Here is a 19,699-nt window from a genome sequence, read left to right as displayed (position 1 = left end):
GTCTGTGACACCGTCGGGCTGTTGCCGGTGTCAGGCTCCGGCGAAAGGACAACTGCGGTGGCAACGGGCACGGTCCGAATAGTTGACGGCCACAAGCGTTTTGGTACTGATAGTCACGCGCTCGCCGGCATCGACCTGACCATCGATGATGGGGATTTCCTCGCGATCCTGGGGCGCAGCGGAAGCGGCAAATCCACCCTGCTCCGGGTGATCGCCGGACTGGAAAGCCTCACGTCGGGAACCGTCGAATGGGCTCAGGCCGCCAACGGCGGCAGTGGCTCAGCCCGCCCGCACACCGGCGTCGTCTTTCAGCAGCCGCTGCTCATGCCGTGGCTGACCGCGGGTGAAAACGTCGTATTCGCCGGGCGATTCGCCGCCAACCGGCAGTCTTTCCAGGCCGGGTACGCGCAGGAACTGCTGCGGCGCTTCGATCTCGAAAAGGTGGCTGGCCAGTTCCCCGATCAGCTCTCCGGCGGCCAGGCCCAACGCGTCTCGATCATCCGGGCCGTCGCCACCCGGCCCCGCCTGCTGCTGCTCGACGAGCCGTTCAGCGCACTGGACCCCGCGATCCGCGGCGACCTGCAGGCCTGGCTGGCCGACCTCGCCGCCGAACTCGGCATCACCGTCGTCGTTGTCGCCCACGACGTCGACGAGGCGATGCGGCTGGCCAGCCGCATCGTGCTGCTCGGGGCCGACGGGCGGATTCGCCAGGAATGGCGACCGAGCGAGGGCGGCGACGAACTCCGACAGGAGATCCTGGGCCACTACCGCGTGGCCGCCCGATGAGCATCCGCCCGCTGTCCCGACGGTCGCTGCTGGCCGGCACGGTCGGCCTGGCGGCGGCCGGGGGATTGGCCGGTCTGGCCGACCTCGCGCACGCCGCGAGCGTCGACCGGACCAACACCAGCGGACAGTTGCGCATCGGCTACCTGCCGATCACCGACGCCGCGCCGCTGCTGATCGCCCACGCCGCCGGCTTGTATCAGCCGGGCGCGGTGAGTTCGGCCAAGCCGGTGCTGTTCCGCAGTTGGGCGTCGCTGGCTGAGGCGTTCGTCACCCGCCAGGTCGACGCCGTGCACATGCTGATGCCGACGGCCATCCAGCTGCGGTTCCTGTTGGGCAGCCCGGTTCGGGTGCTGAGCTGGAACCATACCAACGGCTCGGCCTTGACCGTCGCGCCGCACATCACCGATCTGGCGCAGCTGGCGGGAACACAGGTCGCCATTCCGTTCTGGTGGTCGATTCACAACATCATCCTGCAGGAGCTGCTGCGCGCCCACGACCTGGTGCCGGTGGTACGCCGCAGCGCCTCCCGCGGCGCCCGGACCGTCGAGCTGATCGTGATGAGCCCGTCGGACATGGTGCCCGCGCTGGCCAACGGATCGATCGGCGGCTACGTGGTGGCGGACCCGTTCAACGCGATGGCTCAGCTGCGCAGGATCGGGCGCATCCACACCTTCCTGGGCGACGTGTGGCGCGACCACGCCTGCTGCGTGGTGCTGGCACACCAGGACCTCATCGACAATCGGCCGCAGGCCGCCGCGTCCCTGGTCAACTCGATTGTCCTTGCGCAGCAACGCATCAACAGCGACCGGCCCGCGGCGGCGACGACCTTGTCGGCCGGGGCCTACCTGCCTCAGCCGGTGCCGGCCATCAAGACGGCGTTGACCTACCGCGCGCATGATTACCGCTTCGCGCATCCGGATTGGCAGCCCCAACGGCTGGGTTTCCAGCCGTTCCCGTTCCCGAGCTTCACCCGGCGGCTGGTCGAGGCCATGCACGAGACCGTCGTCGACGGCGACCGGCAATTCCTGAACCGGCTCGACCCGACCACCGCACACGCCCAGCTGGTCGACGACAGCTTCGTGCGTACTGCGCTGGCCGCGCACGGCGGGGCCGGAAGCTTCGACCTACCAACCGATCTGACCCGAGTCGAACAGGTGCAGCCGCTATGACCACCGAAGAAATCCGCTCCGTCGACACCCCGGTGGTGGCACCGGCGACGACGCCCAGGTGGTCGTTGCTGCGACGCTGGTGGCCACCCGTGCTAGCAATCGTTGTGGCGGTTGGGGTTTGGTGGCTGGCCACCGCGGTGCTCGCCGCGCCGCAGTCGCTGTTGCGCCAGACCACGCCCAGTCGGGTAGCCAGGTCGCTCGTCGCACTCTACGACCGGGGGGTGCTGCTGTCCGACACCGAGGTCAGCCTGTGGCGGTTGCTGGTCGGCTTGCTCGTGGCCGGCGTCATCGGGGTCCCCGCCGGGCTGCTGATCGGGCTGAACGACCTAGCCGATCGCGCCACCCGTCCCGTCGTGCAGTTTCTGCGGATGATCTCGCCGCTGTCGTGGGCCCCGATATCGGTGGCGCTGTTCGGAATTGGCAACCAGCCCGTCATCTTCCTGATCGCCGCGGCGGCGGTGTGGCCCATCCTGATCAACACCGCGGCCGGCGTGCACGCCGTTGATCCCGGCTACCTGCTGGTGGCCAAGTCGTTCGGGGCAACCCGAACCGAGCTGCTGACGGTGGTGGTGCTGCCCGCCATTCGCGGCCATCTGCAGACCGGCCTGCGCGTCGCGCTGGGCATTGCGTGGGTGGTCCTGGTACCGGCCGAAATGCTGGGCGTGCGTTCGGGTTTGGGCTATCAGATCCTCAACGCGCGCGACCAGCTGGCCTACGGTCAGGTCGTCGCCCTGATCGTCGTGATCGGCCTCATCGGTTACGTGCTGGACCTGGGCGCCCGGCGGCTGCTTTCGTCGGCACGCTGAGCGGTGTCGGCGCCGGTGCGGGGTTGCACGTGCACGGGCAGGTCATCGGCCCACGGCTGCGTGGTCACCATGTCGTGGACGTCGACGTAGCCGCGTTCGAATTCGCCGGTCGCCGCGTCCACCAGCCGGTACTCCTGCCGTTGGATATGGATGGGCTGCGCGTCGAGGATGACCACCCGCACGTCGCCGGGCTCGAACCCGCAGCGCTGCTGCAGCGCCTCGATCAGGTATTCGTTGTGCAGGTGCCCGTCGCCGAAGTTCCAGCCCAGGACGGTCGCGCAGAGCGTCTCGCCCTCGCACAGGGTGTAGTCGTCCTCGTCGTAGCCCGCCAGCGCCCGATGTACCAGGGTGAGCAGCGCGCGCCCGTGCGTGTTCATGCCGCGGAACGCGAGGGCGAGGTGCAGCGGGACGGCGGTGTCCTCTTTCGATTTGTAGAGCCGTTCGAGCTGTAGGTGTTGCAGCGGGCCGAGCGCGCGCGAGCCGGTGCGGAATTTGTCGTCGACCGACGGCTTGACGCACCACACGGTGGTGTCCCAGTTGCCGGCGTAGTAGCGCATGCCGGGCAGGAACGACACCTTGCGCGGGTAGAGGTTTCCGACGACGACGGTTCCCGCGCTGACCGCGAACAGAACGGCGACCGGCAGCGGGTTGGTCAGATCGGCGAGCCCCAGGCCGGCATGCCCGACGAACAGCCACAGCACGCCGAAGATCATGAACACGTTCCACTCCAGCGGCACGCCCATCGGGAAGGCCAGCAGGATGTTCAGGTGGAACACGATCATGACGAAGGCGGCGATGGCGGTGGGCCAGCCGCCGTGCGAGAAGAACAACGCCAGCGGTACCAATCCTTCGACGGCGGTGGAGAAGTGCGCGATGAAGCCCGCTAAACCGCTGGGCCGCAGGTCATCCGGATAGTGCTTGAACATCGACCGCTTGAGCGCCCCCGACGGAATGAACGGATTGTTCGCCAGCATCGTGGAGATCACGAACGGGAAATGCCGGTTCAGCTTCGAGGTCGCCGCGCCCAGCCAGATCACCATGAAGATCACCTTGGCCCCGACGACGATGTTCGTCCCGCCGAACAGGAACACCAGCGCCAGCGGCGCGTACACCTCGCCGCGCGCGGCCAGGAAGATCACCTTGTCGCGCAGGCCGAGGACGGCCAGGACGGCCAGGATCGCGACGGAGTGCCACCATGGCAGCACGCCGATTGTCGTGCCCAGAGCGGGAATTGGGCCCGTGCCGTTCGACAGCAGGGCGGTGGCCAGCAATACCAGCAGGGCGCCGTAGAGCAGCGCGTCGACCGGGGTCCTGTTGGTGCCGCTGGTGAGCGGTATCCGGCCGGGCCACGGGGGAAGCCGGATGGTGCCGGGCCGCAGCCAGTACAGGATCGATCCCATCGGCGGGAAGTAGCGTCCGGCCAGCGGTCCGAAGCAGCAGCCCAGGCCGACGACCTCGAACAGCATCGTGTAGAGCACGGCCTTTTCGAACACGATGGGTTCGGTCCACCAGGAGGCGACGTCGGTGAAGCCGCCTTTAACGTCCATGCCCGCGGTGGTCCAGGCGAATGTCCAGGCGCCGAGGATGTACAGCATGATCTTGATGCCGTACATCACGTGCATGATCAGCGGGGTGCCGAAGCCGTTCTCGGCGATGTGACGCACCATCGGCACGATGCGCTGGGCGCGGGGCAGGTTGCCCCACTCGGCCATGTCGACGACGGGCAGGTTGGGCTGGATGAACCCCATCGCGGCTCCTTCGGCGCAGCAATTCCACCAGGGGTGCCCATCGTCAGCCAGGCACCGAGAAAAAACTACTACCGGCAACCACAGGGTGGGACAGAATCTACGACGGACGACAGAGTCGGCACGTCGGTGACGTTCACATGGTGCGCCGTCAGGGTTTCGAACCCCGGACCCGCTGATTAAGAGTCAGCTGCTCTACCAACTGAGCTAACGGCGCGTGGGCGGCCGGAACCGCGTCCGCGACAATAACAAACATTCTAACGCAGGGCGAAATCGCCGATCTGGCCGCGGCGGCCACGGTGATCGCCGCGGCCGTCGTCAATTTCACGCGCATCGAGGCCGTCGGGACCGGCAACCGGGTCGAGGACCCGCATGAGCCGGTCGGTCAGCCGGCGTAGCCACCGGCGATCGCGACACCGAACCGCGACCGTCGAAAAGTCGGCATTGAGGGCGGCGACCAACCATTAGAATATTTGCACTATTGCTGGTCAGCGGTGACCAAGATACCTGGATCGAGTCGGAAGGTCGCTGGATGACCCCTTTGCGCAGGAGCCGATTTTGGCTGGCTGCCTCGATGGTCGTGTTTGCTGTGGTTGCCGTTTCGTGCGGCGGCAACCACACCGCCGCGCCGGCGAAGGTCATCTTCGACAAGGGCACGCCGTTCGCCGATCTGCTGGTCCCCAAGCTCACCTCCTCGGTGACCGACGGCGCTGTCGGCGTCACGGTCGACGCCCCCGTGACGGTAAGCGTCGCCTACGGGGTGCTCGGGTCGGTCACGATGGTCAACGACAACGGCCGGACGATCAACGGCCAGCTCAGCCCCGACGGGCTGCATTGGTCCACCACCGAGCAACTCGGCTACAACCGGCACTACACGCTCACCGTGAAGGCGCTCGGGCTGGGTGGCGCGGCGAGCCGGCAGATGGCGTTCTCGACCAGCTCGCCTGCGCACCTGACGATGCCCTACGTCGCTCCGGGCGACGGCGAGGTCGTCGGCGTCGGCGAGCCGGTGGCGATCCGGTTCGACGAGAACATCGCGGACCGCGCCGCGGCCCAAAAGGCCATCAAGATCACCACCAACCCGCCCGTCGAGGGTGCCTTCTACTGGCTGAACAATCGCGAAGTTCGTTGGCGCCCAGAGCATTTCTGGAAGTCGGGAACGGCCATCGATGTGGCGGTCAACACCTATGGCGTCGACCTGGGCGACGGGATGTTCGGTGAGGACAACGTCAAGACGCATTTCACCATCGGCGACGAGGTCATCTCGACCGCCGACGACAGCACCAAGATGGTGACCGTTCGCGTCAACGGTGAGGTCGTGAAGACCATGCCGACGTCGATGGGTAAAGACAGCACCCCAACGGCTAACGGCGACTACATCATTGGCAGCCGCTACAAGCACATCATCATGGACTCCTCGACCTACGGCGTTCCGGTCAACTCGCCCAACGGGTATCGCACCGAGGTCGACTGGGCCACGCAGATGTCCTATAGCGGTGTCTTCGTGCACTCGGCGCCGTGGTCGGTCGGTGCCCAAGGGCATACCAACACCAGCCACGGCTGCCTGAACGTCAGTCCGAGCAACGCCGAGTGGTTCTACGACCACAGCAAGAGCGGGGATATCGTCGAGGTCATCAATACCGTGGGGCCGACGCTGCCGGCCACCGAGGGCCTCGGCGACTGGAACATGCCCTGGGCACAGTGGAAAGCGGGCAACGCCAACACCTGACCCGCCACGGCACCGTTCCGTCATGTCGCATTCACTTGTCAGACGATGTGAACCACTGATCAGACGATGTGAACCCAGTAGGGTGCCGAGATTATGAGTACTTCGTCGCCCGGGCCGGGCTGGTGGTTGGCGTCCGACGGTGAGTGGTATCCCCAGCGCTGGGAGACCAAATTCGTCTATTACACCAATGAGTCGCTGGACGCCCTGATAGCAGAGGCAACCGCTCAGCTGAACGCCTACGGCGAACAAGGGTGGGAGGTCGTGGCGTCGCCGGTGCAACGCACCCAGGTCGCCCACCACTTCAGCGATTATGACAAGGGCGGGGAGTTGCGTTTCGAATGGAGCATTGTCTGCACGTTGAAAAGGCCGATCCGCCCGGGCAAGTGACGCTCCGGGGCTAGCCGTTGCAGTCGTCGCCCCGACCTCTTGTGAGGCAAGGGATCTTGTCTCGACCGAGTGCTGTCGTCACCCCGGGAATGACGGGCGGCAGTCAACATCGGGCACGCTATTCGGCGTGGCGCTGCCACGCGCGGCCGTCCCATGGAGGACGCTTTACGCAGCAGTTTCACCCAGGGGGGTGATTCATGAGGATCAACGGAGCACCGATGCCGTCGAAGTACTACACCGAGGAAGACACCTGCGAGATATGCGACGGCCCCGTCGTGCTCTACCTGAAACAGGAATGCACCGCCGCGGGCGCGTGGCTCACGCCGAGCATCGAGCGGATCCGTTGTCTGAATGGCTGTGAGGGTCGTGGCGTCTTGTTCGGGATTTGCGCGGAATTCCGGGAAACCCGCGGCGCACAGGCGGGGCAATAAAAAGGTCAGAGGGGCTAATACCACCTCTGACCTGTGGGGTGAGTGACGGGACTCGAACCCGCGACATTCAGGATCACAACCTGACGCTCTACCAGCTGAACTACACCCACCATGGCTGTGCGCCGGGCAGACCGGCACGAGCAGCGACTGTCGATACTAGCGGCTCGGCGGCTCGGTCGCCGAATCGTTTTCGTCTGGCGGCTCCGGCGTGCCGTCCAGCTCCGCGGCGACCTGCGCGATTTCGCTGGTAGACGGCCCCGGCAGGGGCACGAAGGCGGTCCGCCGATAGAACTGCAGCTCACGGATGGACTCCCGGATGTCGGCCAGGGCCCGGTGGGCCAGACCCTTGGCGGGCTGGCCGTAGTAGATGCGGGGATACCAGCGTCGGCAGAGTTCCTTGATCGAGCTGACATCGATCATCCGGTAGTGCAGATACGAGTCCAGGCCGGGCATGTCGCGCACGATGAACGAGCGGTCAGTGGCAATCGAATTGCCGGCCAGCGGCGCGGTCTTGGGTTGCTTGACGTGTTCGCGGATGTAGTCGAGCACCATCTCCTCGGCTGTCGCGAGGTCGACGGTGGACGCCTTCACCTCGTTGATCAGTCCCGAGCGGGTGTGCATCTCGGTGACGACGTCGATCATCGACGACAGCGCGGCATTGTCGGCGTGGATGACCACGTCGACCCCGTCGCCCAGGATGTTCAGCTCGGCGTCGGTGACCAGCGCCGCGATCTCGATCAGCTTGTCCGAGCCCAGATCGAGCCCGGTCATCTCGCAGTCGATCCACACCAATTCGTCGCGCACAGCGCTCAGCGTAAGCCCATGTGAGCGTTGGGGCTGTGGCCCCCTGGCAAGTATGGTGAGCGGTGCCGAACTGGGTGCGCGATTGCAGAAAAGGGACACGCCACGATGAGTAGCGAATCGGTTGCCGGCGGGGCCGCGCAGCGTATCGCGAGCGGCTACGCTGTCGACGGCCGGGCGTTGGAGTTGGGCACCGTCGTCGTCGACGGTGCCGTCGATCCGACTGCGCAGGTGCGCATCCCGCTGGCCACCATCAACCGGCACGGGTTGGTGGCCGGGGCCACCGGCACGGGAAAGACCAAGACCCTGCAGCTGATCGCCGAGCAGCTGTCCGCCGCCGGGGTGGCCGTGTTGATGGCCGATGTGAAGGGCGACCTGTCCGGACTGTCCACGCCGGGAGAGGCCAACGACAAGACCGCCGCGCGCGCCAGGGACACCGGCGATGCCTGGCAGCCGACGGGGTTCCCGGTGGAGTTCCTGTCGCTGGGCACCGGCGGGCTCGGAGTGCCGGTGCGCGCGACGGTCGACGGATTCGGCCCGGTTCTGCTGTCGAAGGTGTTGGGGCTCAATGCCACCCAGGAGTCGACTCTGGGGCTGATCTTCCACTGGGCCAAGGAGAGCAACCGCGAGCTGGTGACACTGGGCGATCTGCGCGATGTCATCAGTTACCTAACCACCGATGAGGGCAAGGAAGACCTGAAGACCCTCGGCGGGGTGTCGCCGACGACAGCGGGCGTGATCCTGCGGGCACTGGTCAACCTCGGCGGCGAGGGCGGTGACACCTTTTTCGGGGAGCCGAGGTTCGAACCGAAGGATCTGCAACGCACCGATGACCAAGGCCAGGGCGTCATTTCGCTGCTCGAGTTCAGCGGTCAGTCGCTGCGGCCGGTCATCTTCTCCACGTTCCTGATGTGGCTGCTGGCGGAGCTGTTCGCGTCGCTGCCCGAGGTCGGCGACGTGGACAGACCGAACCTGGTGTTCTTCTTCGACGAGGCGCACCTGCTGTTCACTGATGCGTCCAAGGCCTTCCTCGAGCAGGTCGAGCAGACCGTCAAGCTGATTCGCTCCAAGGGCGTCGGGGTGTTCTTCTGCACCCAGCTGCCCACCGACCTGCCCAACGACGTGCTCTCCCAGCTGGGGGCGCGGATTCAGCATGCGCTGCGGGCATTCACGCCCGATGACCAGAAGGCGCTGTCCAAAACCGTGCGCACCTACCCGAAAACCGATGCCTACGATCTGGAGTCGGCGCTGACGTCGCTGGGTATCGGCGAGGCCGTCGTCACGGTGCTGTCCGAAAAAGGCGCTCCCACACCGGTCGCGTGGACGCGCATGCGGGTGCCCCGGTCGCTGATGGCCTCGATCGGCAACGATGCCGTCGCCGACGCGGCCAAGAAGAGTCCGCTGCAGGCCAAGTACGGCCGGACGATCGAACGCCCTTCGAGGCCGGCGCCGCCGTCGGCCCCCGCGGCGCCGTCGCAGCGGCCGCCCGCCGGGTCGGGCTATCCTTCGCGGCCAACGGATTTCGACATTCCACCGATGCCCGCACCCTTCGAACCGAAGGGGCCGTCCGTGTTGGAGGAAGTCCTGAAGAACCCGACGGTGAAAAGCGGCATCAACACGGTGATACGCGAAGTGGTCCGCAACCTCTTCGGCGGCGGCCGGGGCGGCCGCAAGTAGCGGCCGCAAGCAGGCCTAACCCCCGCCGAGCTTCTTGTAGAAGCTGCCCACGATCGGCGCGACGATGGCGCGCGGGGCGTATCCGCTGCCCACCGACATGGCCTTGGACGTCAAACCGGGCACCACGCGCATCTTGTTGCGCGCCAACGCATCCAGCGAAAGCTGGGCGGTGTGTTCCGTCGAGATCCACAGAAAGTCGGGCACCAGCTTCTCCACCAGCGAGCGCTCGGCATCTTCGGGCAGATCGGTGCGCACCGGGCCCGGCGCCAGCAGCGTGACGTGCACCCCCGTGCCGCGCAGTTCGCCGCGCAGCGATTCGCTGAAGGTGTTGGCGAACGCCTTGGTGGCCGCATATGTGGCGTTGTAGGGGATCGGCGAATTCCCGGCCGCCGAACCGGAAATCAGAATGCCCCCGGCCTTGCGCTCGATCATCCCCGGCAACACCGCCAGCGTAAGATCATGTACTGCAATGGCATTCAGCTGCACCTGAGCCTTTTCGCCGGCCGGATCGAGTCCGGCGATCGGGCCGAAGGTTGCGGTGCCCGCGTTCGCGCACAGGATGGAGATGTTGCGCGTGGCGAGTTCGTCGCAGAGCTTGGCGCGTTCGGCCGGATCGGCGAGGTCGGCCGCCCGAACTTCGACGACGACGCCGTGCTTGTCGGTCAGCCGTGCGGCCAAGTCGTTGAGTAAATCCTCGCGTCGCGCGGTGATGATCAGGCTGTGCCCCCGTGCGGCCAGCTCGGTGGCCAGCGCTGCGCCGATGTTCTGCGATGCCCCCGTGACAACGGCGCGAGCGTCGGGACTGGGGTTTGGTATCGGCATGAGCCAATCGTAGACAGGCCGGGGACGCCGGCCCGCGCGCACCGCGAGGCGGCACAACCGGTCGCGGCAGGGCGGCCGCCGGGCACATAGAGTGCCGGGCATGGGTGAGCCGGAATCGGCCTCGGGGAGGGTGGTGCGCTCCCAGGTCGCGGCGTGGGCGCTGTGGGATTGCGGCTCCACGGGTCTGAACGCGATCGTGGCGACGTTCGTGTTCGCCGTCTACCTGACCAGCAGCGTGGGGGTGGGCGTCGCCGGTGCCACCACCCCGGCCAGCTGGCTGGGCCGGGCGGGGGCGCTGGCCGGGCTGACGGTCGCCGTGTTGGCGCCGCTGGTCGGCGTGTGGGTGGAGTCTCCCCATCGCAGGAGGGTGGTGCTGAGCGTGCTGACCGCGGTGGCGGTCGCGCTGACCTGCGCGATGTATCTGGTCCGTGATGAGCCGAGCTACCTGTGGGTGGGCCTGGCGCTGCTGGGTGCGACCGCGGCTTGCGGGGATCTGGCCAGCGTCCCGTACAACGCGATGCTGCGGCAGCTCTCGACGCCGGCGACCGCCGGCCGGATCTCCGGCCTGGGCTGGGCGTCGGGCTACCTGGGCAGCGTGCTGTTGCTGCTGCTGATCTACGCGGGCTTCATCGCCGGCTCCGGGTCGGGCCCGGACGCGGTGCGCGGGTTGCTGCGGGTACCGGTGCACGACGGGCTCTATGTCCGCGAGGCGATGCTGGCGGCCGCGGCCTGGCTGGCGCTGCTCGGGCTGCCGTTGCTGCTGATCGCGCACCGGCTGCCCGACGCGGTCGAGGTGCACCAGCCGACGTCGATGCTGGGTGGCTATCGCAGGTTGTGGACCGAGGTGTCCGCGGAATGGCGCCGGGACCGCAACCTGGTCTACTTCCTGGGCGCGAGTGCCCTTTTCCGGGACGGGCTTTCGGCGATATTCGCCTTCGGTGCCGTGCTGGGCGTCAACGGCTACGGCATCTCCCAGGCCAACGTGCTGATCTTCGGTGTGGCGGCCAGCGTGGTGGCCGCGGTCGGCGCGGTGCTGGGCGGCTTCGTCGATCATCGAATCGGCTCGAAGCCCGTCATCGTCGCCTCCCTGATCGCGATCGTCGCGATGGCCATCACGCTGATGGTCCTATCGGGTCCGGTGGCGTTCTGGGTCTGCGGGCTGCTGCTGTGTTTGTTCATCGGGCCGTCGCAGTCGTCGGCGCGGGCCCTGCTGTTGCAGATGGCCAAGGATGGCCGGGAGGGCGTGGCGTTCGGCCTCTACACGATGACGGGCCGCGCGGTCGCGTTCGTCGCGCCGTGGCTGTTCTCCGTCTTCGTCGATGTTTTCGGCGCCGTGCGCGCGGGCCTGGGTGGCATCGCACTGGTGCTCATCGCGGGTCTGCTGGCGATGCTGGTGGTTCGGGTCCCGCCGCGGCACAGCGTCGTGGTGCTGGAGCCGTCCTAGCGCCCGGCGTCGCAGATGGTGATGCCGGCCCCGGTGCGCTGGCGCATCGGAACGCCGTCGACGGTGACCGTGCAGGTCACGTTGTGGCCGATGTTGATGATCGTCACGCTCGCGGGATGAGCGGCCGACTGCGACAGGCTGACCTGCTTGCTCCACGGCAAGGCGACGTTGAATTCGGTCTGGATGACGTCGCCGGTGTCCCAGTAGGTGATGCTGATGGCGCGTCCGTCGCCGTCGACGTTGTAGACGACGTTCTGCTGCGCGCCGGGGGTGGCCGTCCCGGTCGGGTTGGTAGCGCTGGGCGGCGGCACCGGCAACCGGGTGCGTGGGCGCGTCGACGGCGGGGGCGTCGGGCTTTCCGAACTCGACCCGGGCATAGCGGGCAATGGCGGGACGGCGGTCTGGTCCTTGACCGCGCCGTTCGTGAGCACCAGTGCGATCAGCAACGCGACGACCAGCAGCACCGCCGCCCCGGCGGCGACCCACAGCCAACGCGGCGATCGTGGGCCCTCCGGCGGCGGGGGAGAAAGGTCCTCCGGCGGCAGGGCCCCGCCCGGCGGCGGCTGGTCCTGCTGCCAATGGGCCGGCAGCTGCTTGGTCGGGTTCGTCTCGTTCGGACCCGGCGCCCACTGCGGGGCGTAGCCGCCGTATGTGGGCGCCCACGGTGCCTGATCGGCATAGGCGGGGTCAGCGGGAGGCGCATAGGGCGGCCCCTGCGGCCCGGTCGGTCCCGAACGCGGTAGAGGAGGACTAAACCGCTCGGTCGGCCGCGGATCGTTCATGTCCACCTCATGGTTTGCAGGGTACCTGGGCCGACGGGGTGGGTGCGGGTTCATCGGCCGATGCGCGATTCAGTGCAGCTGCCCCCCGGCGCCCAGGGCGGCGACCGTCATCGCCCGCAGGACGGCCCGCGAGCGCGCCGCGCGGACCGGCCGCTCCGGCGACTTCATGCTGTGTGGCGTCGAGTTGAGCAGGCCGAAAACCGAGTGTGCCGTCAGCCGGGCTTCGGCTTCGGCCAGGTCGGGGTTCAGCTCGCGCAGCACGCCCACCCAGACCTCTACATATTGGCGCTGTGCCCGGCGAACCTGCCGCTCGGCGGCGGTCGGCAGGTAGGCCAGGTCGCGGTCCTGGATGCGGATCAGGTCGGGCTCGCCGAGCACGAAGTCGAGGTGGAAATCGATCAGGCCGTCCAGTGCGGTGGCCGCGTCGGGGCTCCGGTCGGTGACGTCGCGCGCCCCGGCCAGCAGCCGGGCGCTGATGCCGACCAGCAGCTCGACGAGCATCGACTCCTTGTTGGGGAAGTGCCGATAAATGGCCGGGCCGCTGACGCCGGCGGCCGCGCCGATGTCTTCCAGGCGGACCGCGAGAAAACCGCGTTCGGCGAAAAGCCTTTCGGCCGCGGACAAAAGTTGCAGGCGGCGGTCAGATTTCAACTGGCTGCGACGATTTGGGGCTGCTGGCATGACGGACCCTCCGCCCTTGAGTTAATCGCCACTAACCTAACACGAGTTATTGCAGATTAACTCGACTTCCGCGGGAAGAGGGACACGCCGGTGATGCCGGCGACGGGCAGGCCCCGGATGATGTCCCTGGACGTGGCGGCGCGGCCGGTGGTATTCTCAGCGCCAGTTAATGACCATTAACTGAATGCCGGCAAGGAGGCCCGTTGTGAGTACCTCCGTAACGGTTGCGCCGTCGTTCGCCGAGGAGCACCGCCGATTGGTGGGTGAGCTGAACGCGAAGCTGGCGGCCGCGGCCCTGGGCGGCAACGAGCGTGCGCGGGAACGCCACGTCAGCCGCGGCAAGCTGCTGCCCCGCGAGCGAGTGGACCGGCTGCTCGATCCGGGCAGTCCGTTTCTCGAGCTGTCGCCGCTGGCCGCCGACGGCATGTATGACGACGAGTCGCCGGGTGCCGGGATCATCACCGGAATCGGTCGGGTGTCGGGGCGCGAGTGCGTGATCGTCGCCAACGACGCGACGGTCAAGGGCGGCACCTATTACCCGATGACGGTCAAGAAGCACCTGCGCGCGCAGGAAGTCGCGCTGCAGAACCGGCTGCCGTGCATCTACCTAGTCGACTCGGGCGGCGCGTTCCTGCCGCGCCAAGACGAGGTGTTTCCCGACCGCGATCATTTCGGGCGAATCTTCTACAACCAGGCCACCATGAGCGCCAAGGGCATTCCGCAAGTGGCGGCGGTCCTCGGCTCATGTACCGCCGGTGGCGCGTACGTGCCCGCGATGAGCGACGAGGCGGTTATTGTCCGCGAGCAGGGCACAATCTTTCTCGGCGGCCCGCCACTGGTGAAAGCCGCCACCGGAGAGATCGTTTCGGCCGAGGACCTCGGCGGCGGCGACTTGCATTCGCGGGTCTCCGGCGTCACCGACCATCTCGCCGACGACGACGAGCACGCGCTGCGCATCGTGCGGTCGATTGCGGCCACGTTCGGCCCGCGCGAGCCCAGCCCCTGGGAAGTGCGCGCACCCGTCGCGCCCACGCACGACCAGGCCGAGCTGTACGACGTCGTGCCGCCCGATCCGCGGGTGCCCTACGACGTCCACGAGGTCCTCGTGCGTCTGGTCGATGGCGGCGAATTCAGCGAGTTCAAGGAGAAGTACGGCAAGACCCTGGTGACCGCGTTCGCGCACATCCACGGCCACCCGGTCGGCATCGTCGCGAACAACGGCGTGCTGTTCAGCGAATCCGCCTTGAAGGGCGCGCATTTCGTCGAGCTGTGCGACAAGCGCAACATCCCGCTGCTGTTCCTGCAGAACATCGCCGGCTTCATGGTGGGCCGCGACTACGAGGCCGGCGGCATCGCCAAGCACGGCGCCAAGATGGTGACCGCGGTGGCCTGCGCCCGCGTCCCGAAGCTGACCGTTGTCATCGGCGGATCCTATGGCGCGGGCAACTATTCGATGTGCGGCCGGGCTTACTCGCCGCGCTTCCTGTGGATGTGGCCCAACGCGCGGATCTCGGTGATGGGCGGCGAACAGGCGGCGTCGGTGCTTGGCACCGTGCGTGGCGAGCAGCTGACGGCGGCGGGCAAACCATGGTCTGCGGACGAGGAGGAGGCGTTCAAGTCGCCCATCCGCGCGCAGTACGAAGACCAGGGCAATCCGTATTATTCGACGGCGCGCTTGTGGGATGACGGCATCATCGATCCGGCGGACACCAGAACGCATGTCGGCCTCGCCCTTTCGGTGTGCGCGCAGGCGCCGCTGGAGCACGTTTCCTACGGCGTATTCCGGATGTGAGCGCAGTGTTCGAGACCGTCTTGGTAGCCAACCGCGGCGAGATCGCGGTCCGGGTGATCCGCACGCTGCGCCGGCTGGGTATTCGTTCGGTCGCCGTCTACAGCGACGCGGACGCGAATGCGCGCCACGTCCTGGACGCCGACAGGGCCGTGCGGCTGGGCCCGGCCGCGGCACGGGAGAGCTATCTCGACATCGCTCACGTGCTCGACGCCGCCGCGCGGACTGGCGCGGAGGCGATTCACCCGGGCTACGGATTCCTCTCGGAGAACACCCGTTTCGCGGCGGCATGCGAACGCGCCGGGGTGGTCTTCCTGGGTCCGTCGGCGCGTGCGATCGAGGTGATGGGCGACAAGATCACCGCCAAGAACGCGGTCGCGGCTTTCGACGTGCCGGTGGTGCCCGGCATCGCCAAGCCAGGACTGACCGACGACGACCTGGTGGCGGCGGCCGACGACATCGGCTACCCGGTGCTCATCAAGCCGTCCGCGGGCGGCGGCGGCAAGGGCATGCATCTGGTGACCGAGCCGGCCCGGCTGCGCGACGCGCTGGTGACCGCTCGCCGCGAAGCCGCCGCGTCGTTCGGCGACGACACGCTGTTCCTGGAGCGGTTCGTGTTGCGGCCCAGACATATCGAGGTCCAGGTCCTCGCCGACCGCCACGGCAACGTCATCCATCTCGGCGAGCGCGAGTGCAGTCTGCAGCGGCGCCATCAGAAGGTGATCGAGGAGGCACCGTCGCCGCTGCTCGACCCGCAGACCCGGGCGCGCATCGGGGCCGCCGCGTGCAACACCGCTCGCAGCGTGGACTACCTGGGCGCCGGCACCGTGGAGTTCATCGTCTCGGCCGATCGTCCCGACGAATTCTTCTTCATGGAAATGAACACCCGTCTGCAAGTGGAACATCCGGTCACCGAGGCGATCACCGGGCTGGACCTGGTCGAGTGGCAGCTGCGGGTCGCGGTCGGCGAGAAGCTGACGCTGGCCCAGGACGACATCGAACTGCGCGGCCACGCGATCGAGGCGCGGGTGTACGCCGAGGATCCCGCGCGCGGCTTTCTGCCCACCGGCGGGCAGGTGCTGGGTGTCGTCGAACCGGAGGCGGCCGGCGTGCGGGTGGACTCCTCGCTGCTGGCGGGCACGGCGGTGGGCAGCGACTACGACCCGATGTTGAGCAAGGTGATCGCCCACGGGACCGATCGCGACGAGGCACTCGCGCGGCTGGATCGGGCGTTGGCGCACACCGCGGTGCTCGGCGTGCAGACCAACGTCGAGTTCCTCCGCTTTCTGCTCGCCGACGAACGTGTGCGCGCCGGCGACCTGGACACCGCGCTGCTGGACGAGCGGGTTGCGGACTTCGCACCCTTGCCGGTGCCCGACGACGTGCTCGCTGCGGGCGGCCTGTACCGGCAGTGGGCCCTGGCCCGGGACGCGAAGGGCGCTCTGTGGGCGGCGCCGACGGGATGGCGCGTCGGCGGCGTGGTGGCACCGGTGCGCACCGCGCTGGGCAATCGGCTGCGCACCGAGACGGTATCGGTGTGGGGGCTGCCCGAGGCTGCGACCGTTCAGGTCGGCGACGGCGAGATCGCTTCGGCGAGTGCGCACGTCGGGCCGGATGCGATGAACGTGACGCTGAACGGCCTGCGCCGCGATTACCGGTGGGCCGAGGCCGGCTGGCAACTGTGGATCGCCGACGACCGCGGGACCTGGCACCTTCGCGAAGCCGAGGAGCAGAAGATCCACCGCGGGGCCGGCGAGCGGCAGGCCGAAGTTCTCAGTCCGATGCCGGGCAATGTGATTGCCGTGCCGGCGGAGTCGGGTGCTGAGGTCGCCGAGGGCGACGTGGTGGTCGTCGTCGAGGCGATGAAGATGGAACACTCGTTAGCCGCCCCGGCTTCGGGACGAGTGCAGGTGCTGGTCGCCGTCGGGGATCAGGTGAAAGTCGATCAGGTGCTCGCACGGCTTGTCCCTATTTCAACTGCGAGGGATCAGGAATCATGACGCTATCCAAGGAGTACGAAGACCTGCGCGCCACGGTGGCCGATTTCGCGCGGAGCGTGGTCGCGCCGGTGTCGGCCAAACACGATGAGGAGCACAGCTTCCCGTATCAGGTCATCGCCAAGATGGGCGAGATGGGACTGTTCGGCTTGCCGTTCCCGGAGGAGTACGGCGGCATGGGCGGCGACTACTTCGCGCTGTCGCTCGCACTCGAGGAACTCGGCAAGGTCGACCAGTCGGTGGCGATCACACTGGAGGCCGGGGTAGGCCTGGGTGCGATGCCCATCTATCGGTTCGGCACCGAAGAGCAGAAGCAGAAGTGGCTGCCGGATCTGATCGCCGGCCGGGCGCTGGCCGGGTTCGGGCTTACCGAACCGGGCGCGGGCTCGGACGCCGGCGGCACCCGCACCACCGCGAAACTCGACAACGGCGAGTGGGTCATCAACGGCAACAAGCAATTCATCACCAACTCGGGCACCGACATCACCTCGCTGGTCACCGTCACCGCGGTCACCGGAAACATCAGCGACGCCAAGAAGGAGATCTCGACGATCATTGTGCCCAGCGGCACAACGGGATTCATCGTCGAACCGGTCTACAACAAGGTCGGCTGGAACGCCTCGGACACGCATCCGCTGACGTTCGCCGATGCTCGTGTCCCGCAGGAGAACCTGCTGGGCGAGCGCGGCAGGGGCTACGCGAATTTCCTGTCCATCCTGGACGAGGGCCGCATCGCGATCGCCGCCCTGTCTACCGGGGCGGCCCAGGGCTGCGTCGACGAGAGCGTAAAGTACGCCAAGGAGCGCCAGGCGTTCGGCCAGCCGATCGGTGCCTATCAGGCGATCAGCTTCAAGATCGCTCGGATGGAGGCGCGTGCACACGTCGCCCGTACGGCCTACTACGATGCGGCCGCAAAGATGTTGGCTGGCAAGCCTTTTAAAAAGGAGGCAGCGATCGCGAAAATGATCGCGTCGGAGGCGGCGATGGACAACGCCCGCGACGCCACCCAGATTCACGGCGGATACGGCTTCATGAACGAGTATCCGGTGGCGCGCCACTACCGCGACAGCAAGATCCTCGAAGTCGGTGAGGGCACCACCGAGGTGCAGCTGATGCTGATCGCGCGATCGCTGGGGCTCTCATGAGCGATGGTAAATCAATTGTGCAGCGCGGCTTGTGGTTTGAGGAGTACGAGATCGGTACGACCTATCTGCACCGGCCGGGTCGCACCGTTACCGAGGCCGACAACGTGTTGTTCACGACGCTGACGATGAACACCCAGCCGTTGCACCTCGATGCCGCCTGGGCGGCCGGGCAGCCGGGTTTTCGGGGCGAGCGCCTGGTGAACTCGATGTTCACGCTGTCGACGCTGGTCGGGTTGTCGGTGACCCAACTGACCCTGGGGACCATCGTGGCCAACCTCGGCTTCTCCGAGGTGTCATTTCCCAAGCCGCTCTTCCACGGCGACACCCTGTATGCGGAGACCGTGTGTACCGACAAGCGTGAGTCGAAGAGCCGCCCGGGCGAGGGCATCGTGAGCCTCGAGCACATCGGACGCAATCAGCACGGCGACGTCGTTGCGCGCGCGGTTCGCAAGACCTTGGTGCAAAAGCGGCCGTCCGAAAGGGAGTCCTGATGGACGTGCGCGCCGCCGGACCGGGCTGGCTGTTCTGTCCCGCCGATCGCCCCGAGCGTTTCGAAAAGGCCGCCGCCGCAGCCGACGTGGTGATTCTCGACCTCGAGGACGGGGTGGCCGAGGCGGACAAGCCCGCCGCACGCAAGGCGTTGCAGGCCACGCCGCTGGACCCGGAGCGCACCGTGGTGCGGATCAACGGTGCCGACACCGGGGAATACGCGCACGACCTGGACGCCCTGGCCGGTACCTCTTACACGACGGTGATGCTGTCCAAGACCGAGTCGGCCACACAGGTGACGGCCCTGGCCCCCCGCGAGGTGATCGCGTTGCTGGAGACGCCGCGCGGCGCGGTGTTCGCCCGCGAGATCGCGGCCGCGGAGAACACGGTGGCACTTATGTGGGGCGCCGAGGACCTGGTCGCCACGCTCGGCGGTAGCTCCAGTCGCTTCGCCGACGGCACCTATCGCGACGTGGCCCGCCACGTGCGGTCGACGGCCCTGCTCACCGCGTCCGCGTTCGGCCGGGTCGCGCTCGACGCGGTGCATCTGGACATCCGCGACCTCGACGGCCTGCGCGCCGAGGCCGAAGATGGCGCGGCGCTGGGCTTCAACGGGACGGTGTGCATCCATCCAAGCCAGGTTCCCGTCGTGCGCGAGGCCTTTCGCCCCAGCCAGGAGAAGCTGGATTGGGCGCGAAGAGTTTTGGCGGCGGCACGCACCCAGCGCGGCGTGTTCGCCTTCGAAGGCCAGATGGTCGACTCCCCGGTGCTCAAGCACGCGGCGATGATATTGCGGCGCGCCGGCGCGGCCTAGTTGCTGGCCGGAATTTGCTCACGATGATTCGAGACCGCACCTACTGAAGAACGACCGCACGGTGCAGATCGGCTACGGTCGGGGCTTCGTGAGCCGGGGCCGCCTGGGTATCCACCGGCGCAACTCTCGGAATGCTCGACACCGCAGGGGAGTACGTTTCCGACGGTCGGCCGCCGCAACCACATCGAAAACTTGGCGATGACGC

At 67.4% G+C, this 19,699-nt stretch carries 19 protein-coding genes and 2 tRNA genes; 13 read left to right on the top strand and 8 right to left on the bottom strand.

Annotation, left to right across the window (positions count from 1 at the left end; genetic code table 11):
- The first annotated feature begins 57 nt into the window (after positions 1–57).
- From MSG_RS17550 to MSG_RS17540, 3 genes are read left to right on the top strand one after another with little or no spacing between them, the layout of a single operon-like run.
- A complete protein-coding gene (locus tag MSG_RS17550; RefSeq protein WP_096441537.1) occupies positions 58–786 on the top strand; it encodes an ABC transporter ATP-binding protein in 729 nt (242 codons plus the stop codon).
- Positions 783–1,955 (top strand): ABC transporter substrate-binding protein, encoded by a 1,173-nt coding sequence (locus MSG_RS17545; protein WP_096441535.1) that lies wholly within the window; start codon positions 783–785, stop codon positions 1,953–1,955. Before MSG_RS17550 ends, MSG_RS17545 begins: the two co-directional genes overlap by 4 nt.
- Positions 1,952–2,761, top strand: coding sequence for an ABC transporter permease (locus tag MSG_RS17540; protein ID WP_096441533.1), 810 nt, complete (start codon positions 1,952–1,954; stop codon positions 2,759–2,761). Before MSG_RS17545 ends, MSG_RS17540 begins: the two co-directional genes overlap by 4 nt.
- Here MSG_RS17540 and MSG_RS17535 read toward each other — a convergent pair.
- The 3 genes from MSG_RS17535 to MSG_RS25700 form a co-directional block, all read right to left on the bottom strand.
- Positions 2,713–4,509 (bottom strand): DUF3556 domain-containing protein, encoded by a 1,797-nt coding sequence (locus tag MSG_RS17535; protein WP_096441531.1) that lies wholly within the window; start codon positions 4,507–4,509, stop codon positions 2,713–2,715. The genes MSG_RS17540 and MSG_RS17535 overlap by 49 nt on opposite strands.
- Before the next feature lie 138 nt (positions 4,510–4,647).
- Positions 4,648–4,723 (bottom strand) — tRNA-Lys (locus MSG_RS17530).
- Between the two features lie 40 nt (positions 4,724–4,763).
- The gene (locus tag MSG_RS25700; protein ID WP_096441529.1) at positions 4,764–4,967 is read right to left on the bottom strand and encodes a hypothetical protein; all 204 of its coding nucleotides are present in this window, start codon (positions 4,965–4,967) and stop codon (positions 4,764–4,766) included.
- Positions 4,968–5,038: 71 nt separating this feature from the next.
- Between MSG_RS25700 and MSG_RS17520 the strand changes: the two genes are divergently transcribed.
- The 3 genes from MSG_RS17520 (at position 5,039) to MSG_RS17510 (ending at position 7,053) form a co-directional block, all read left to right on the top strand.
- Positions 5,039–6,235 carry a L,D-transpeptidase gene (locus MSG_RS17520; RefSeq protein WP_096444635.1) on the top strand — a complete coding sequence of 399 codons (1,197 nt, stop codon included), beginning with the start codon at positions 5,039–5,041 and terminating at the stop codon, positions 6,233–6,235.
- A gap of 93 nt (positions 6,236–6,328) precedes the next feature.
- The gene (locus MSG_RS17515) at positions 6,329–6,622 is read left to right on the top strand and encodes a hypothetical protein (protein WP_118915494.1); all 294 of its coding nucleotides are present in this window, start codon (positions 6,329–6,331) and stop codon (positions 6,620–6,622) included.
- A 197-nt stretch (positions 6,623–6,819) separates the two neighbouring features.
- The gene (locus MSG_RS17510) at positions 6,820–7,053 is read left to right on the top strand and encodes a hypothetical protein (protein ID WP_142404496.1); all 234 of its coding nucleotides are present in this window, start codon (positions 6,820–6,822) and stop codon (positions 7,051–7,053) included.
- A gap of 34 nt (positions 7,054–7,087) precedes the next feature.
- On the opposite strand, the gene MSG_RS17505 is transcribed toward MSG_RS17510, so the two are convergent.
- A tRNA-His gene (locus tag MSG_RS17505) sits at positions 7,088–7,163 on the bottom strand.
- A gap of 46 nt (positions 7,164–7,209) precedes the next feature.
- A complete protein-coding gene (gene orn, locus MSG_RS17500; protein WP_096441523.1) occupies positions 7,210–7,857 on the bottom strand; it encodes an oligoribonuclease in 648 nt (215 codons plus the stop codon).
- Positions 7,858–7,962: 105 nt separating this feature from the next.
- Between orn and MSG_RS17495 the strand changes: the two genes are divergently transcribed.
- Entirely contained in the window at positions 7,963–9,531 is a 1,569-nt protein-coding gene (locus MSG_RS17495; RefSeq protein WP_096441521.1) for a helicase HerA-like domain-containing protein, read from the top strand.
- Positions 9,532–9,546: 15 nt separating this feature from the next.
- Here MSG_RS17495 and cmrA read toward each other — a convergent pair whose 3' ends face one another.
- Complete coding sequence (gene cmrA / locus MSG_RS17490) at positions 9,547–10,353, bottom strand: mycolate reductase (protein ID WP_096441519.1); 807 nt, start codon at positions 10,351–10,353, stop codon at positions 9,547–9,549.
- Between the two features lie 100 nt (positions 10,354–10,453).
- On the opposite strand from cmrA, the gene MSG_RS17485 reads away from it, so the two are divergent.
- Complete coding sequence (locus tag MSG_RS17485) at positions 10,454–11,797, top strand: MFS transporter (protein WP_096441517.1); 1,344 nt, start codon at positions 10,454–10,456, stop codon at positions 11,795–11,797.
- Here MSG_RS17485 and MSG_RS17480 read toward each other — a convergent pair.
- Together MSG_RS17480 and MSG_RS17475 are read right to left on the bottom strand one after the other, a co-directional pair.
- Positions 11,794–12,579 carry an MmpS family transport accessory protein gene (locus tag MSG_RS17480; RefSeq protein WP_096441515.1) on the bottom strand — a complete coding sequence of 262 codons (786 nt, stop codon included), beginning with the start codon at positions 12,577–12,579 and terminating at the stop codon, positions 11,794–11,796. The genes MSG_RS17485 and MSG_RS17480 overlap by 4 nt on opposite strands.
- Before the next feature lie 69 nt (positions 12,580–12,648).
- Positions 12,649–13,260, bottom strand: a complete 612-nt coding sequence (locus MSG_RS17475) for an SACE_7040 family transcriptional regulator (protein ID WP_096441513.1) — start codon at positions 13,258–13,260, stop codon at positions 12,649–12,651.
- A gap of 205 nt (positions 13,261–13,465) precedes the next feature.
- Here MSG_RS17475 and MSG_RS17470 point away from each other — a divergent pair, with 205 nt between their 5' ends.
- Genes MSG_RS17470 through MSG_RS17450 form a run of 5 tightly spaced genes read left to right on the top strand, consistent with a single transcriptional unit; the run spans position 13,466 to position 19,494 of the window.
- Positions 13,466–15,052 (top strand): carboxyl transferase domain-containing protein, encoded by a 1,587-nt coding sequence (locus tag MSG_RS17470; RefSeq protein ID WP_373421175.1) that lies wholly within the window; start codon positions 13,466–13,468, stop codon positions 15,050–15,052.
- Between the two features lie 5 nt (positions 15,053–15,057).
- Positions 15,058–17,049 (top strand): acetyl-CoA carboxylase biotin carboxylase subunit, encoded by a 1,992-nt coding sequence (locus MSG_RS17465; protein ID WP_096441509.1) that lies wholly within the window; start codon positions 15,058–15,060, stop codon positions 17,047–17,049.
- Positions 17,046–18,191: an acyl-CoA dehydrogenase family protein gene (locus tag MSG_RS17460; RefSeq protein ID WP_096441507.1), complete on the top strand. Its 1,146-nt coding sequence runs from the start codon at positions 17,046–17,048 to the stop codon at positions 18,189–18,191. Before MSG_RS17465 ends, MSG_RS17460 begins: the two co-directional genes overlap by 4 nt.
- A complete protein-coding gene (locus tag MSG_RS17455; RefSeq protein WP_096441505.1) occupies positions 18,188–18,682 on the top strand; it encodes a MaoC family dehydratase in 495 nt (164 codons plus the stop codon). The genes MSG_RS17460 and MSG_RS17455 overlap by 4 nt, the downstream gene beginning before the upstream one ends.
- Positions 18,682–19,494, top strand: coding sequence for an HpcH/HpaI aldolase/citrate lyase family protein (locus MSG_RS17450; protein ID WP_096441503.1), 813 nt, complete (start codon positions 18,682–18,684; stop codon positions 19,492–19,494). Before MSG_RS17455 ends, MSG_RS17450 begins: the two co-directional genes overlap by 1 nt.
- Positions 19,495–19,699: the final 205 nt, after the last annotated feature.

This window comes from Mycobacterium shigaense (assembly GCF_002356315.1).
Lineage (GTDB): Bacteria > Actinomycetota > Actinomycetes > Mycobacteriales > Mycobacteriaceae > Mycobacterium > Mycobacterium shigaense.
Note: the sequence above shows the minus strand (reverse complement) of the source record. Positions and strands in the feature narration are given on the sequence as shown.

Bases quoted from the DNA above. Each gene is read 5' to 3' on its own strand.
- MSG_RS17485 (WP_096441517.1), top strand. From the start codon at position 10,454: ATGGGTGAGCCGGAATCGGCCTCGGGGAGGGTGGTGCGCTCCCAGGTC.
- MSG_RS17515 (WP_118915494.1), top strand. From the start codon at position 6,329: ATGAGTACTTCGTCGCCCGGGCCGGGCTGGTGGTTGGCGTCCGACGGT.
- MSG_RS17450 (WP_096441503.1), top strand. From the start codon at position 18,682: ATGGACGTGCGCGCCGCCGGACCGGGCTGGCTGTTCTGTCCCGCCGAT.
- MSG_RS17455 (WP_096441505.1), top strand. From the start codon at position 18,188: ATGAGCGATGGTAAATCAATTGTGCAGCGCGGCTTGTGGTTTGAGGAG.
- MSG_RS17495 (WP_096441521.1), top strand. From the start codon at position 7,963: ATGAGTAGCGAATCGGTTGCCGGCGGGGCCGCGCAGCGTATCGCGAGC.
- MSG_RS17540 (WP_096441533.1), top strand. From the start codon at position 1,952: ATGACCACCGAAGAAATCCGCTCCGTCGACACCCCGGTGGTGGCACCG.
- MSG_RS17480 (WP_096441515.1), bottom strand. From the start codon at position 12,579: ATGAACGATCCGCGGCCGACCGAGCGGTTTAGTCCTCCTCTACCGCGT.
- MSG_RS17520 (WP_096444635.1), top strand. From the start codon at position 5,039: ATGACCCCTTTGCGCAGGAGCCGATTTTGGCTGGCTGCCTCGATGGTC.
- MSG_RS17535 (WP_096441531.1), bottom strand. From the start codon at position 4,509: ATGGGGTTCATCCAGCCCAACCTGCCCGTCGTCGACATGGCCGAGTGG.
- cmrA (WP_096441519.1), bottom strand. From the start codon at position 10,353: ATGCCGATACCAAACCCCAGTCCCGACGCTCGCGCCGTTGTCACGGGG.
- MSG_RS17545 (WP_096441535.1), top strand. From the start codon at position 783: ATGAGCATCCGCCCGCTGTCCCGACGGTCGCTGCTGGCCGGCACGGTC.
- MSG_RS17460 (WP_096441507.1), top strand. From the start codon at position 17,046: ATGACGCTATCCAAGGAGTACGAAGACCTGCGCGCCACGGTGGCCGAT.
- MSG_RS17510 (WP_142404496.1), top strand. From the start codon at position 6,820: ATGAGGATCAACGGAGCACCGATGCCGTCGAAGTACTACACCGAGGAA.
- MSG_RS17475 (WP_096441513.1), bottom strand. From the start codon at position 13,260: ATGCCAGCAGCCCCAAATCGTCGCAGCCAGTTGAAATCTGACCGCCGC.